Raw genomic sequence first — 15,340 nt, 5'->3', positions numbered from 1 at the left:
GGAAGTAACAGGCGATGGCACATAGATAATGTTAGGCAGCGATTTGGCGGTAAGTAAAGGGATTATCTTAGTAGTAAAACCCGTAAAGGGGAGGGGGAGAAACAACATGCTGGAATCTGTCATTCGCGAGCAGCTGGCCGCCGTGGTTGGCGGGAAGTGGTTCAAGGATGATCCGGAAAGTCTCGTCTCATACAGTTATGATGCTACGCCGCTGTATCAAGCGATGCCGGACGGAGTTATCTTTCCTGGAAGCACGCAGGAGGTCTCCGACATCGTCAAAATTTGCTCGAAGCACCGGATACCCGTTATTACGCGGGGAGCGGGCAGCAATCTGTGCGGCGGCACCATCCCGCTTCAGGGCGGTCTGATCGTGGTTATGACCCGTATGAACAAGCTGCTGGAGATCGATGCGGATAATCTAACCGCGACCTTCCAGACGGGTCTGAATACAAAGCAGTTTCATCTGGCGGTCGAGCGGACGGGGCTGTTCTATCCTCCGGATCCGAGCAGCATGATCATCTGCACGATGGGCGGCAATATTGCCTTGGGAGCCGGCGGGCTGCGCGGATTGAAGTATGGAACGACCAAGGATTACGTACTCGGCCTGGAGGCCGTATTGCCGGACGGCAGTATCCTGCGCACGGGCGGCAAGCTGGTGAAGGATGCCGCCGGGTATGATTTGACCCGATTATTGGTGGGATCGGGCGGAACGTTAGCCATACTGACGGAAGCCACGGTGAAGTTAATTCCGAAGCCTTCATACAGAAAGGCCATGGTCGCTGTATATGATGACCTTCAAGCGGCGGCTCGAACGGTATCCAACATTATAGCCAATCATATATTCCCGTGCACCTTGGAGTTCATGGATCAGCCGACTCTTCAGGTGGTTGAGGATTTTGCCAAAATCGGGCTCCCGGTTCACGCCAAAGCGATGCTGGCGATCGAGCAGGACGGCAGCGTGGAGGATGTGGAGCGGGATCTGAAGAAGCTGGAGGAGATATGTCTTGCTTCCGGCGCGGTGCAGTTGAATATCGCCAAGACCCCGGAAGAAGGGGCGAAGGTGATGGAGGCGAGACGGAGCGCGCTCGCTGCGCTGTCCCGTCTGCGGCCGACCACGATCTTGGAGGACGCAACGGTTCCGCGTTCGAAGATTGCGGACATGGTGCTTGAAGTTCAGCGCATTGCCCAGAAATACGATGTGCAGATCTGCACGTTTGGCCATGCCGGGGACGGCAATCTGCATCCGACCGCGATGACGGATGCCCGCGACCCGGAAGAGATTCATCGCGTGGAAGAGGCATTCGCCGAAATCTTTGAGGCGGCGATTGCCATGGGCGGCACGATTACCGGCGAGCATGGCGTCGGTATCGTGAAGGCGCCTTACCTGGAATGGAAGGTGGGGGAAGCCGGCATCCGGATGATGAAATCCATCAAGGATGCAATCGACCCGCACCAGATCATGAATCCGGGAAAGCTGTTTGCGGAAACCCGAAAGCGCATCGTATTCCAGGAGCGGACGGAGCAAGCTGGGCGGGACTCAGCTTCGGATCAGGATCAGGATCAGGATCGGAAGATCGAAACATCGTGAGAGGAGGCGATCGCGCATGAATTCAACCCATGAGAAGCTTGCACAATCGCTGAAGCTGACGCTGGACGAGGATCAATTGACGAACTGTATGCGCTGCGGGTTCTGTCAGACCGCATGTCCGACATTCATCGAAACTGGGCTCGAGGCTGCCTCCCCACGCGGGCGGATCGCCCTCATGAAAGCGGTTGTCGATGGTTTGATGGAACCGGATGAGAGCTTTCGGAGCCAAATGGATCTCTGTCTGGGGTGCAGGGCATGCGAGCCGGCATGTCCGTCCGACGTGAAATACGGCCAATTGATCGAGCAGACCCGGGCGGCCATTGCGGCGGAGAAGCCTTATTCGCTGCCGGTACGAGTCGTCCGCAAGACGTTCCTGCAAGGGATTTTCCCGCATCGCGGAAGACTGAAGCTGATCGGCAAGACGCTCTCGTTCTATCAGAAATCCGGGCTGCAGAAGTTTGCGCGCAACTCCGGGGCCATGAAGCTGCTTCCCGACCATCTTCAGCAGCTGGAAAAGGCGCTGCCTGACGTAACGGGCGATGGTCTGGAAGAACTGTGGGGCAAGGCCGGCTTACCCTACCGCCGCGAGACGACAGGGAGCGGTTCCAAGCTTATGGTGATCCCCGCGTCCGGGGCCAAGGTCGGCCGGGTCGGCATGTTCCGGGGCTGCATTATGGATGTCATGTTTGCTTCTACGAACGTGAACACCGTGCGGCTGCTGCGCCAGGCCGGGTTCGAGATTGTCATTCCGGAGGAGCAGGTATGCTGCGGTGCGCTGCATGCCCATGCCGGTGAAATGGACGATGCCAAACAGCTGGCCGGCCAGAATATATGGGCTTTTGGGGAAGCGAACGTGGATTACATTGCAAGCAATGCGGGGGGCTGCGGCGCCCTGCTGAAGGAATACGATCATCTGATGCATGCCGAACAGGATGAGCGGCTTCAGCAAGCGGCCGTTCGTTTCGCAGAACAGGTAAAGGACATCTCGGAGCTGCTGAGCAGCCCGGGACGGCCGCTTACGCCGATTCAAGCGGAAAGCGCGAATAAGACCGTCAAAGTCACCTACCAGGATTCTTGCCATCTGCGCAACGTCATGCGGGTGCAAGGAGAGCCTCGCCAGCTGATGCAGCAGCTTCCGGGCGTAGACATGTGCGAGCTTCAGGGGGCAGAGGTATGCTGCGGGTCTGCAGGCATTTACAATCTGACCCAGACGGAAATGTCGACAACGCTGCTCGATCATAAGATGGAGCATGTGGAGGCAACAGAGGCCGAGGTAATCGTGACCTCGAATCCGGGCTGCCTGCTGCAGATGAAGTGGGGCATCGAGCGTGCCGGGAAACAACGCGGCATCGAGGCCGTTCATCTTGCCGATTTTCTGGCAGGGCAGGTATGGATTGAGGATAAGGGCGAGTAACGAACAATCGGGGCATTTCATGGTCATCATGATCAGGGAAATGCCCTTTTCTGGTTCAACTCCTTATTATGGCCGCAGATCCTATTCCAATCTCTTGCATGGTTCTTTCGTACAGTTCGCGTAGAATCAAGAGGCTGTCTAAGGCATGCCAAGCGGAAGGGGATCGGCGGTAATCGTTATAGACCAACGAACCGGTTTACATCGTTCCCAATCAAAGGTATGGTAGACCCACAGGGAGAATTCCTTTTCACATTTGATACAAATACATATTGCAACATGCCATGAAATGCGATTCATCGAGGAGGAGAGCGATAACATGAAAGAGAGTTTTGATCCGTCACTCATCGAGCGATTGGAAAGTCCGGAAAGGAAAAAAGAGCTGCCGGCTTCTTCGCTGCTTAAGATGCTTCAGGTGAATGGCGAGGTGAATGTGCTGGATATCGGGGCGGGCACCGGCTATTTTTCCATACCGGCAGCCTCATTAACGACAGGCACCGTTTACGCGCTGGATACCGAGCCAGCCATGCTCGACATGATGCGCGGGCGTGCACAGGAACAAGGAATCACGAATGTGAAGGTGCTGGAAGGCGTGTTGGAACAGCTTCCCTTCCAGGATGAAACCGTGGATCGAGTCATCGCCTCCTTGATCCTTCACATCACCGACCAGCTGGAGGAGTCGATCTCCCAAATCGCAAGAGTGTTACGGCCAGGCGGGCGCTGCTTGTGTCTGGAATGGCAGGAAGACCCGTCCGAGAAGCGGGTTCCGAGGCCGAACCGGGTTGACCCGCAGGTGCTAAAGGCTATGTTGGAGCAAGCAGGGCTGCAGGTTGACGGAATCCGGTATCCCACGGATCGTCACTACCTGATCATCGCCAGCAAGTAGTTCATGACGTTGGCAGCTTCTTGCGGGGGTGCTTCCTTAGATCGGCAGCCGAAATGCGCCGTTATCCCTCCCTCATTTTTGGAGTGGATCGGCGCATTTATGGATAGAGCTGGAACATTTTAGAGGGAAGGGCCGTCTAAGGATTGAGGTGACCCATGATGAGAAAATCCAAGGTTATGATCATGCTTAGCTGTTTGCTCTTGCTCGTCAGCCTGTATACGATACAACCATCCGACGTATTTGCTTGCTCATGTGCCGGACCGCCTGAGGTTGCGGAAAGCCTGGAACGGAGCGCAGCGATATTCGCAGGCAAGGTGACTCAGATCGCGGGCCCGCCGCGGAAGCAGGTCATGTCCTCGGCTGATCCGGTTCATGTTACGTTAGAGGTAACGGAAATATGGAAAGGCGAGCTGAACCCCGTAACGGAGCTTACCACGGCCATGTCATCGGCCAGCTGCGGTTATGACCAGTTTGCCGTAGGCAGCGAATATCTGGTGTTCGCGTCCGCAGAGTCGGGCCGGCTGACAACAGGGCTTTGTGACGGAACGAAGCCGCTCACCGCCGCCGGCAAGGAGCTATCCGAGCTAGGGGCCGGATATCCTCCGAAAGCTGCGCCTCCACCGGGCGAAACGGGGTCTGATACGCTTGCTGAGGGAATGCTTCCAAGTGAAGGTGAGGCTGCAGATCAGACATTTATGCAGTGGCCTTTCCTGTGGGGGGTTGTCGCAGTGCTGATGGCAGCTGGACTATGGCTCTATTTTTGGAGGAAGAAAAAAAGAAGTGTAAAGTGAATGTAAAATTTTTGAAAGTCTATTGGCGGTGGTAAACGGCCATGCTATAATTCATGTATTCAAGTAAAGGGGAGTAGCAGTCGCAGCAAAGTCGTCAATTCGTGACACGAACGTGTCTCCGGCTTTGTTGGCAACGAAAGTTGTTTGCGAGACCTTTGCCGATTCGGTAAAGGTGCTTATTCCTACAGCCTATTTCTGGGTAGATACCTTTATCGCCGATTTTCGGGATAAAGGTTTTTTGTTTTATACGCCTTTGAAACGTAAATCGGATCATCCTATACATGAAGGAGAGATTGCGTTTGGAAATGGGACTGTTGCTCGAATATGGGTGGGTGCTGCTGGTGTTGATTGGACTCGAGGGGATTCTCGCAGCCGATAATGCCCTGGTGATGTCCATCATGGTTAAGCATTTGCCGGAGGACAAGAGGAAGAAGGCGTTATTTTACGGATTGGCCGGTGCGTTTGTGTTCCGTTTCGCATCCCTCTTCATTATCTCTTTTCTGGCGGATGTCTGGTACGTACAGGCGATTGGAGCCTTCTACCTGCTGTATATCAGTATCAATCATATGGTGAAGCAGTTCTTTGTGAAGAAGAAGAAACATCTGAAGGAAGCGGAAATGAAGCAAGAAAAATTCTGGGTTACCGTGTTAAAGGTAGAGCTTGCGGATATTGCGTTTGCGGTCGATGCGATTTTGGCTGCCGTAGCCCTCGCCTTGACGCTGCCCGAAACCGGCCTTCCGAATATCGGAGGCATGGACGGCGGACAATTCCTGGTTATCCTGGCAGGCGGAATTATCGGCTTGGTGATCATGCGGTTCGCGGCATCGTATTTCGGCAGGCTGCTCGTAAGAAGGCCCGGCTTGGAAACGGCTGCATTCCTGATCGTGGGATGGGTAGGAATCAAGCTGGCCGTCTATACGCTCGCGCACCCGGATATCGCGGTATTAGAGAAGACGTTTCCCAAGAGCGCCGGCTGGAAGCTCATATTCTGGGGCGTATTGATCCTGATCGCGGTCCTCGGCTGGTTCTTATCCAAGGAGAAGAGCGATATGACCCAGAAGGAACGGAAACAAGTGGAAAGCTAAAGCAACGGCCCCTTTTGATATAATGAACATAGAAAAAGAAAGGAATCGTGATCTCGCGTGTAAAATTATCGTTTCTGCGCAACCTTTAATATATAGATATGAGGAGAAACGATTGTCATTGAATAAATGAAGCTTAAAATTGGATAAAATGCTGCCCGCCCTGATTTTGTTCATGGTCATTGAGAGTCATATGACTTTCTGGGTTACCGCCGAGTTAAAGATGCCTCCGAGAATGCAAAACGGTTATGCCGCGGCATCCGTACCTGTCCGCATTTGACCAAAAGGCAGAAATTCCTAACGGAAATCATTGAGGTTACCTTGGCTTAAGAGTAGAATAAGATCATGTGGGGCGCTATCAGCTTTTCTTTTTTTGGAACCAAGACAAGAAAACAGATACACCTTGTGATTGTGAATCAGCCTTATTGGCCGGGGAGTGAGGAGGGCGCAGATGCCTGTCCTGAAGCTCCTTCGGTCAGCTAAGGCTTTTTGATTTGAGTAGGAGATAACAGCCATGAAAAGGAGTGAGCAGGATTGATAATCCTCAAAACACAAGAACAAATCGCCAAGATGAATAAAGCCGGCGATATTCTCGCCGAATGCCATCGTCAGATCGCCAACATGATCAAGCCGGGCGTAACGACGCTGGAGATTGATCAGTTTGTCGAACGGTTCCTGGCGGAGCGCGGCGCGACGCCGGAGCAGAAGGGATATCATGGTTATCCTTTTGCGACCTGCGCGTCGGTCAACGACGTGATCTGCCATGGTTTCCCGAGCCATGAGCCGCTGAAGGACGGGGATATCGTTACCATTGATATGGTGGTGAAGTATGATGGCTGGCTCGCCGACTCGGCTTGGTCCTATCCGGTCGGAAACGTCTCCGAGGAAGCGCAGCATCTGCTGGACGTGACGAAGAAAGCTCTGTACCTCGGAATTGAGCAAGCGGTGATCGGCAACCGGATCGGCGATATTTCCCATGCGATTCAATCCTATGCGGAAGCGCAGAATTTATCGGTTGTCCGTCACTTCGTGGGGCACGCCATCGGCGAAAATATGCATGAGGAGCCGCAGGTTCCGCATTACGGGCCACCCAACCGCGGGACTCGGCTTAAAGAGGGCATGGTCATCACCATCGAACCGATGCTGAACCTGGGAACATATCAATGCAAGATCGATTCGGACGGATGGACCGCCAGAACCGTGGACGGGAAATGGTCCGCGCAGTATGAGCACACGCTCGCCATCACGAAGGATGGCCCGGTGATCCTGACGGAACAATAAGTGGTGACTCCATAGTGTGAGCCTAGACAAAGGACTCCGACGAAGCAGGCGGAATTATTCTGTAGAAGCGAAGCGTTCGCCTTTGCCCCCGGATTCCAATGATTGATATTGTCGTTCAAAGGAATCTGGGGGCAACAGCGATCGGAAGAACAATCCGCAGGCGAAGTGATGCGTGACCATGCAAAATTCAACATCAACGAATCACGCTAAATTGAATTTGTCTTTAAGGGTTATAAAGATAAACTCCAACGAAGCAGGCGGAATTGTTCAGTAGAAACGGAAGTGGTCGCCTTTGCCCCCGGATTCCAACGATTGATATCGTGGTTCAAAGGAATCTGGGGGCAACAGCGATCGGAAGAATAATCCGCAGGCGGAGTGATGCTATATCAAGCAAAATTCAACATCAGCGAATCACGCTAAACTGAATTTGTCTTTAAGGTATATAAAAGATAAACTCCAACGAAGCAGGCGAAATTGTTCTGTAGAAGAGAAGCGTTCGCCTTTGCCCCGAATTCCAACGATAGATATCGTGGTTCAAAGGAATCTGGGGGCAACAGCGATCATAGTAACAATCCGCAGGCGGAGTGATGCGTTATCAAGCAGAGTTCAACATCAGCGAATCACGTTAAATTGAATTTGTCTTTAAGGATTATAAAGATAAACTCCAACGAAGCAGGCGGAATTGTTCTGTAGAAACGGTAGTGGTCGCCTTTGCCCCCGAATTCCAACGATAGATATCGTGGTTCAAAGGAAATTTGGGGGCAACAGCGATCGGAAGAACAATCCGCAGGCGGAGTGATGCGTGATCAAGCAAATTTCGACATCTACGAATAGACGTCAATCCCAGTTTTTCTTTAGAGATCAGGAAGAGAAGGCATCGAAGCTCAATCGACTTGATCTCGCAAGAAAAACAACCGCTAAAGAAGGATTCGACATCTGTGAATAGACGTCAATCCCAGTTTTTCTTTAGAGATCAGGAAGAAAAAGCGCCGAAGCTCAATCGCCTTGATCTCGCAAGAAAAACAACCGCTAAAGAAGGATTCGACATCTGCGAATAGACGTCAATCCCAGTTTTTCTTATAATAGAGTAATCATTTTACAAGCGAAGGGAACATGGAACATGACAATACGAAAAGCACTAACCGTAGCCGGCTCGGATACAAGCGGCGGCGCTGGCATCCAGGCCGATCTGAAAACCTTTCAGGAATTTGACGTATACGGAATGACCGCATTGACCACGATTGTCTGCATGGAACCAAAAACATGGGATCACCAGGTTTTCCCGGTAGCATTGGATATCGTTGAAACGCAGCTGAAAACCGTGCTCGAGGGCATCGGCATCGATGCCATGAAGACCGGCATGCTTGGATCCGTAGAGATCATCGAGCTCGTTTCCCAGTATATCGACCGCTATGATCTGAAACGGATCGTCATCGATCCGGTGATGGTCTGCAAAGGCACGGATGAAGTGCTGCAGCCCGAGAATACGGAAGCGATGCTGGAATTCCTTCTCCCGCGCGCCGATTTGGTAACGCCAAATCTGTTCGAGGCGTCTCAGCTGGCCAAATCCGGTCCGATCACGTCCCTGGATCAAATGCAGGAGGCTGCCGCCATCATTCACGAGCGCGGCGCAAAGAACGTGCTGATTAAAGACAGAGGCAAAATCCGCGAAGGTAAAGCCATGGATCTGCTCTATGACGGAAACAGCTTCGAATGGTTCGAGGCCGACGCCATCGTTACCAAGTACACCCACGGTGCGGGCTGCACGTCATCCGCTTCCATCACGGCCAATCTTGCCAAGGGCTTGAGCGTTCGCGAGTCGGTACAGCAAGCGAAAGCCTTCATTACCCAGGCGATTTCGAACGGCTTCCCGCTGAATGAATTCGTAGGTCCGACAAGGCATTCCGCACACCGCAGTTTATCTGCAAATTAAACAAGATGCATTTCTTTGCAAGCTTATTCATGTTTGAAATTCGGCTTGCGAGGAGCGACCGAAAACCTTTCTTCCTGGAAGAAAGGTTTTTTTGTTGTTAGTCGAACCTGCTGCATATAGTATATAGGTGCAAAGGCATGCTTCGTTCTGCGCGTTTTTTCGGCAGGGATCAAGCGGCTTAGGTCCTTTCCAGTATAATTATGTGCTATACTTTATAAAGGGTCTGATAGAAACAGGAAGAAAATGTTTAGGGGTTGAGACATGTTTCAGGACATTTTGGATTTTTTGATGAAGTTTGGTCCATGGGGATTGTTTATTCATTCGTTTGCGGATGCTGTCATTTTTCCGGTTCCCGCCTTTTTTCTGCAGGTTTCGCTTAGCATCATGCATCCGCAGAATGCACTGTGGCTTGCAACGTATGGTTTTATCGGATGCTTGCTGGGGACGCCGCTGGGCTATTTGATCGGAAAGCTGCTTGGGAAGTCGGTATTATACAAGATACTGAAAAAAGAGTGGATTGACGCTGCAACGAACATGTTTCAAAAAAACGGCGAAGCCGCCATACTGATCGGCTCCTTTACGCCGGTTCCCTTTAAAGTGTTTACGATTCTGTCGGGATGTTTGAAATTCCCGCTATGGAGACTGTTGGCATATGCCGCGCTTGGCCGGGCTACCAAGTTTTATGTGGTGGGTACCCTGTTCTATCTGTACGGTAACGCCGCGGAGGGCATGGTTAAGGATGTATCGTTATATATTGCGCTGATCGCCGTTCCGCTTCTGTTGATCGGCGTGTACTTCAACCGCAAACGCAAGCGCAAGAAAATGGAGCAGCAAAAGCTGGCTGAATCCGGTCCTGTCGTGGTGGAGAAGGCGGTTCTGGAGCAGGCGTCGGATCAGACTCCATCGGCCTAACGCTAGAGAATGACGCCGGGGGTTAACCCCCGCGAGGAACATATAAAATAACCCCACAAAGTGGAGCCTATGCTTCGATGCTTATTCCAAATACTTTGCGGGGACCCCAAAAAACTTATTTAAAAAAAGCAGCCGGGTGCGAGCCCGGCTGCTTTTTTCCAAGGTATCAGAGAAACATATTTATATCATAGCTAAATATTTTCGGTATTAACCCGTTTTTCCGATTCTGAAGAACTTGCCTCGGCCTTTCGTGGTCACAGGAACAAACGTCGGCGACGGGGACAACGGGGCTGGCATATCTTGAGCAAGATAACCGTGGAGAGGCCCGCGATAGACTTCATTCAACTGGGGGGAGTGGGAGAAATCTTCCGGCGTTACAAGATGACAAGGCTTGTTCACAGGCCGCAGGCCTGCTTGCTCCAGCACCGTCGCGACAAAGTGGGAGCAGAAAAAAGCATCATCACGATCGATATGAATCCGAAACAATATACCCAGCAGCCCTAGCAGATTATATTTGTAGCGGTCCTGATCACGCATCATCTCTTTGACAAGATTGTGCATGCGCTGATAGTCTTCATTACTGACGCGGAAGCGATATACCGCGCACTCCGAAGTGTAGAAGAAAGGGTCACGCAGGTTCTCGCGAACCAAACCGCCGTCAAACGGATTGTTCGCCTTCTTTCGCCCAAAGCTGTACACTTCGCGTAACTCGGAATCAAACGCTATGGATGCATGGTTAAGTGGGGCCTTCGTGAAATATTGGATCATTCTGCTGAACCAGGTGCCCGTGCCTGTAAGCACAATCCAAATATCTTGTTCCGTGTACATACTCGCAAACTCCTTTGTTAACGATCCTAACGACTAGCAATTGTAAATGACTTGCTTTCTTTCACAATAAACGAAAAAGCCATGGCGTTCAAGTCAAAAAAAACCATTTTCTCTCAATTTCACTAGAATAGCGCTGGGATAGACACCAAATATTAGAAACCTCATATCCAATATATTCGCTTCATGTCCGAATTATCCTTTGGATTGTTTTATTTATATTCCATATAGGCTAAAGGAGAAGCAATCCCATATCTAGAAATTAGGTAAAACCGATTTGAACAATGAAAGACAGGAGGATCTCCAAACGATGATGAATAGTGAATGTCTCAGCTATGATTTTATGGTTCAGGCGATAGAAGTTGCGCCGATAGGAACGGTATTCATCGATTCAGAGGGGAGCATTATCCGAATCAATCCGGCCGCTTGCACGATGCTCGGATATGAGGAGGACGAATGTCTGCATCATCCCTATAACGATTGGGTTTATCCGGAGGACGTAAATAAGGACAGGGAAATGATGGAAAAATTTAAAACGGGCCGGATCTCTTCCTTGCAAATGGAAAAGAGATTGATACATAAACAGGGAGATATCAGGTGGGTATCGTGCAGGCTTAGCACAGCCCGCAGCAGAGAGGGAAGGGCGCTGGGCTATGTAGCGCATTTGACGGATATCACCGACATGAAGAGAGCGGCCGATCAGGAAGAGAAGCGGCTGATCCAGTCCGACAAGCTGTCCATGGCCGGGCAGCTTGCCGCAGGAATCGCCCATGAAATCCGAAACCCGATGACGTCCATCAAAGGGTTCGTGCAGCTGATTCGCTCCGGCGCCGGACGGAAGGATGAATATTTCGATATTATCTCTTCGGAGATTGAAAGGATCGAACTGATCGTCAGTGAGCTTCTGTTCTTGGCGAAGCCGCAAAGCGTGAAATTCGAGCGTGCCGATATCCGGCAGCTGCTGGAACAAGTGATTACGTTATTAAATACGCAGGCGATTATACATAACGTAGAGATCATAACCGACTTTGGAGAGCAAGAGGCCAATGTGGACGGTGACGTGAACCATCTGAAGCAGGTCTTCATCAACTTTATAAAAAATGCGGTGGAATCGATGCCGGACGGCGGCAAGTTGACCATACGGCTGGAGAGAGGCGACGACCATACCGTGGCCATTCATTTCACGGATAACGGATGCGGAATCCCGGAATCGATCCTTTCCCGTCTCGGGGAACCGTTCTTCACAACGAAGGAGAAGGGCAACGGCTTAGGGTTCATGATCAGCAAAAAAATGATCGAGGATCACAGGGGGCAGGTGTATGTGACCAGCAAGCTTCAGGAGGGAACGACCATAACGGTCATGTTGCCGCTAAGCATAATCTAGCTTGACCGGACGTATGGTTCGCTCTACATTATAGAAAGATATAGGAGAGGGGGCGGTTAATATGGGCAACATGGAATTGTTAAAAGAGCCCAAACGGCGCAAGCTGCTGTTCAGCGCGGGTGCCAGCTGGATGTTTGATGCGATGGATGTCGGCATGATTTCGTTTGTTGTTGCGGCATTGGCAGCGGAATGGTCGCTAAGCTCGCAGCAGGTCGGCATTCTGACAAGCACCACATCGATCGGAATGGTATTCGGCGCGGCCATGGCCGGATTTCTGGCGGATAAATATGGACGGAAAAATATTCTGCTGTGGACACTGCTCATATTCTCGATAGCGAGCGGGCTTTCCGCTCTGGCTACCGGTTTTGTCATGCTGTGCTTGATGCGCTTTATCGCCGGATTCGGACTTGGCGGAGAGCTTCCGGTAGCTTCAACGCTGGTATCCGAAAGCATGCCCGTTCATGAACGGGGAAGAGCGGTGGTGCTGCTGGAAAGCTTTTGGGCGGCAGGCTGGATACTATCCGCGCTTATTGCTTACTTCGTCATTCCGGATTACGGCTGGCGGACAGCCTTTGTCATCGGGGCTTTGCCCGCGTTCTATGCTCTCTACCTGCGGCGAGCCATCGAGGATTCGCCAAGGTATATCGAGCAGAAGGCCAAGGCCGTCCGGAAGCTGACCTTCGGGCAGCGTGTGGCCTCGGTCTGGTCGGTCGAACATCGGCGTACGAGCATTATGCTGTGGATATTGTGGTTTACGGTCGTATTTTCATATTACGGGATGTTCCTGTGGCTTCCCACCGTCATGGTCGATAAAGGATTCAGCTTGGTTCGAAGCTTCCAGTACGTGCTGATTATGACGCTTGCCCAATTGCCGGGGTATTTCACGGCGGCGTATTTTATCGAGAAGTTCGGACGTAAGTTCGTGTTGGTTACTTATTTGGTGCTTACGGCGCTGAGCGCAATTTGGTTTGGCTACGCCAATACGGAAGGCTCGCTGCTCGCCGCAGGCATATCCTTGTCCTTCTTCAATCTGGGAGCATGGGGAGGCTTGTATGCGTACAGTCCGGAGCTTTATCCGACGAAGGTTCGTTCAACGGGGGTCGGGCTTGCCACATCGTTCGGTCGGATCGGCGGCGTGATCGCGCCGCTGCTCGTCGGGGTGCTGAAGCAGAATGGGACCCGCATCGAAATCATTTTCGTGATGTTTTTCGTAACCATCCTGATCGGGGCGCTGGGGGTACTGGTGCTTGGCAAGGAAACGAAAGGCCTGGAGCTTGCAGACTAAAGCAGGCCCGTGCTTTATGTTGATTTACAGGAAGGGTGATAGGCTTCGAAATTCATGCTTTCTAATATGACAAAAAAGGGTGGATCCCAAGGTTCAATGACTTTGGATCCACCCTTATTTTAGTGTACAGCGTCAAGCGTCAGCGAGATCGAAGCATTATACCTCCATGATGGAAGGCATAATGTACGGGCTTCTGCCAAGCTCCCGCTTGAAATAGCGGTTGAGCGTGTTGTTGGTCATCTGCTCCCAGGCAGCACGATTGTATTCCCGCTGTTCGCCGGCTTTGTTCAGCTGTTTGCGGAGCATCGCTTCGGCCCGGCGCAGAAGCGGCTTGGAGTCCTGCATATACACGAACCCGCGGGTAATCAGCTCCGGTCCGGAGAGCAGCTTGCGCGTTTCCCGGTTGATGGTAATCGCGACGATCACCACGCCATCGTGAGCGAGCTGAACGCGTTCCTCAAGCAGCTCCTTCTCATGGGTGCGCAGTTCACCATTGTTAATATAGACGTCACCCGAAGGGATGTTCCGGCCTTTGCGCGCATAATTGCGGAAAAGGGACAGCGTGTTGCCGATGTTCATCAAGTAGACGTTGCTGTCGGGAACCCCGACCTGCACGGCAAGATGACGGTGATTGAGCATCATCCGGTATTCTCCGTGAATCGGCACAAAGTATTTGGGACGCAAGCTGCTGATCATGAGCTTCAAATCTTCGCGGCAGCCGTGGCCCGAGGTGTGGATATCGAGAATGGAGCCGTATTTAACTTCGGCCCCGGCCCGCATTAAGAGATCGATGCTGCGGTTAACGTTCTGGGTGTTTCCGGGAATCGGCGATGACGAGAAAATGACGGTGTCCTCCGGATGAATCTGGATCGAACGATGGGCACCCGAAGCGATGCGCGTCAGCGCCGCATTAGGTTCGCCCTGACTGCCCGTGCAAATAATCAGCACCTGGTCGTCGCGATAGCGGTTAACGGCTTTGACGTCAATCATCATGCCGTCCGGCACGCGAATATAACCAAGCTCCTGGCCGATCACAAACACCTTTTCCATGCTGCGGCCGACGATGGCGATTTTGCGGCCGGTTCGAATGGCGGCTTCGACCACCTGCTGCAGACGATGAACGTTGGATGCAAAGGTCGCAAACAGGATCCGCCCGGGACACTCCTGGAACAGGCGCAGAATGGAATCGCCGACGGTGCGCTCCGAAGGGGTAAAGCCGTCGCGTTCGCTATTGGTGCTGTCGGCCATCAGGGCCAGGACGCCCCGTCCGCCGATATGCAGAATTTTGTGCAGATTGGCAGGCTTGTCCTCCGGCGTAAAATCAAATTTAAAGTCCCCGGTATGTACGATCGGTCCGTACGGAGTTTCGACAACGACCCCGAAGGCATCCGGAATGCTGTGGGTGGTTCTGAAAAAATGAACGGAAAGATGACGGAATGCAATCGTCTCGTCTTCATGGAATATGCGCAGATCACTCTGATCCAGCAGGCGATGCTCTTCCAGCTTCGCACGAACCAGGCCGATGGTCAGGGCTCCGCCATAGATCGGCATCTGAATTTGACGAAGCACGTAAGGAATAGCCCCGATATGGTCTTCATGGCCATGGGTCAGGAACATACCCTTTACTTTGTGCTTATTATCGAGCAAGTAACGGATATCCGGAATAATGTAATCGACGCCGCTCATTTCGGCATCCGGGAATTTCAGTCCGGCATCGATGATAATGATCTCGTTTTTGAATTCGACGCCGTACATGTTCTTTCCGATCTCGCCAAGCCCCCCCAGCGCAAAGATGCGCACGGGAGGAGCGGACGGCCTCGGTTTTTTGGCGGGTTTGGCAGTTTGAATCTTATCGGTTAGCAGGGGTTTAGACATAATGTGAAAGAATCCTCTCTATGGTAATTAAGGCATAAGCCTGGTATTTTAATTTCTTCTCTACTTAAGATATCAGAAAGTTCAAGC

The 15,340-nt window shown here is 51.9% G+C and carries 12 protein-coding genes; 10 read left to right on the top strand and 2 right to left on the bottom strand.

Annotated features, from left to right (window positions below):
- Positions 1-106 precede the first annotated feature (106 nt).
- The 8 genes from MHH82_RS28770 (at position 107) to MHH82_RS28735 (ending at position 9,884) form a co-directional block, all read left to right on the top strand.
- Positions 107-1,588, top strand: a complete 1,482-nt coding sequence (locus MHH82_RS28770; protein WP_015737548.1) for an FAD-linked oxidase C-terminal domain-containing protein — start codon at positions 107-109, stop codon at positions 1,586-1,588.
- Positions 1,589-1,604: 16 nt separating this feature from the next.
- On the top strand, positions 1,605-3,002 hold the full coding sequence (locus tag MHH82_RS28765) for a (Fe-S)-binding protein (RefSeq protein ID WP_340969003.1): 1,398 nt from the start codon (positions 1,605-1,607) through the stop codon (positions 3,000-3,002).
- Positions 3,003-3,318: 316 nt separating this feature from the next.
- The gene (locus MHH82_RS28760; RefSeq protein ID WP_340969001.1) at positions 3,319-3,885 is read left to right on the top strand and encodes a class I SAM-dependent methyltransferase; all 567 of its coding nucleotides are present in this window, start codon (positions 3,319-3,321) and stop codon (positions 3,883-3,885) included.
- A 155-nt stretch (positions 3,886-4,040) separates the two neighbouring features.
- The gene (locus MHH82_RS28755) at positions 4,041-4,676 is read left to right on the top strand and encodes a hypothetical protein (protein WP_340969000.1); all 636 of its coding nucleotides are present in this window, start codon (positions 4,041-4,043) and stop codon (positions 4,674-4,676) included.
- Between the two features lie 299 nt (positions 4,677-4,975).
- Positions 4,976-5,761, top strand: a complete 786-nt coding sequence (locus tag MHH82_RS28750; protein ID WP_015737544.1) for a TerC family protein — start codon at positions 4,976-4,978, stop codon at positions 5,759-5,761.
- 531 nt (positions 5,762-6,292) lie between these two features.
- Positions 6,293-7,039, top strand: a complete 747-nt coding sequence (gene map / locus MHH82_RS28745; protein ID WP_015737542.1) for a type I methionyl aminopeptidase — start codon at positions 6,293-6,295, stop codon at positions 7,037-7,039.
- Between the two features lie 1,120 nt (positions 7,040-8,159).
- Positions 8,160-8,972 carry a pyridoxine/pyridoxal/pyridoxamine kinase gene (pdxK, locus tag MHH82_RS28740; RefSeq protein WP_009590124.1) on the top strand — a complete coding sequence of 271 codons (813 nt, stop codon included), beginning with the start codon at positions 8,160-8,162 and terminating at the stop codon, positions 8,970-8,972.
- A 261-nt stretch (positions 8,973-9,233) separates the two neighbouring features.
- Positions 9,234-9,884 carry a YqaA family protein gene (locus MHH82_RS28735; protein WP_015737540.1) on the top strand — a complete coding sequence of 217 codons (651 nt, stop codon included), beginning with the start codon at positions 9,234-9,236 and terminating at the stop codon, positions 9,882-9,884.
- A 207-nt stretch (positions 9,885-10,091) separates the two neighbouring features.
- On the opposite strand, the gene MHH82_RS28730 is transcribed toward MHH82_RS28735, so the two are convergent.
- A complete protein-coding gene (locus tag MHH82_RS28730) occupies positions 10,092-10,712 on the bottom strand; it encodes a hypothetical protein (protein WP_009590113.1) in 621 nt (206 codons plus the stop codon).
- A gap of 307 nt (positions 10,713-11,019) precedes the next feature.
- On the opposite strand from MHH82_RS28730, the gene MHH82_RS28725 reads away from it, so the two are divergent.
- Positions 11,020-12,093, top strand: coding sequence for an ATP-binding protein (locus MHH82_RS28725; protein ID WP_145041016.1), 1,074 nt, complete (start codon positions 11,020-11,022; stop codon positions 12,091-12,093).
- Between the two features lie 61 nt (positions 12,094-12,154).
- Positions 12,155-13,378 carry an MFS transporter gene (locus tag MHH82_RS28720; RefSeq protein WP_145041014.1) on the top strand — a complete coding sequence of 408 codons (1,224 nt, stop codon included), beginning with the start codon at positions 12,155-12,157 and terminating at the stop codon, positions 13,376-13,378.
- Positions 13,379-13,534: 156 nt separating this feature from the next.
- Here the strand turns inward: MHH82_RS28720 and rnjA are convergent, their stop codons facing one another.
- On the bottom strand, positions 13,535-15,253 hold the full coding sequence (rnjA, locus tag MHH82_RS28715; protein WP_015737537.1) for a ribonuclease J1: 1,719 nt from the start codon (positions 15,251-15,253) through the stop codon (positions 13,535-13,537).
- Between the last annotated feature and the right edge of the window lie 87 nt (positions 15,254-15,340).

It is taken from the genome of Bacillus sp. FSL K6-6540 (genome assembly GCF_038007545.1).
This window is presented reverse-complemented; position numbering and strand designations above follow the sequence as displayed.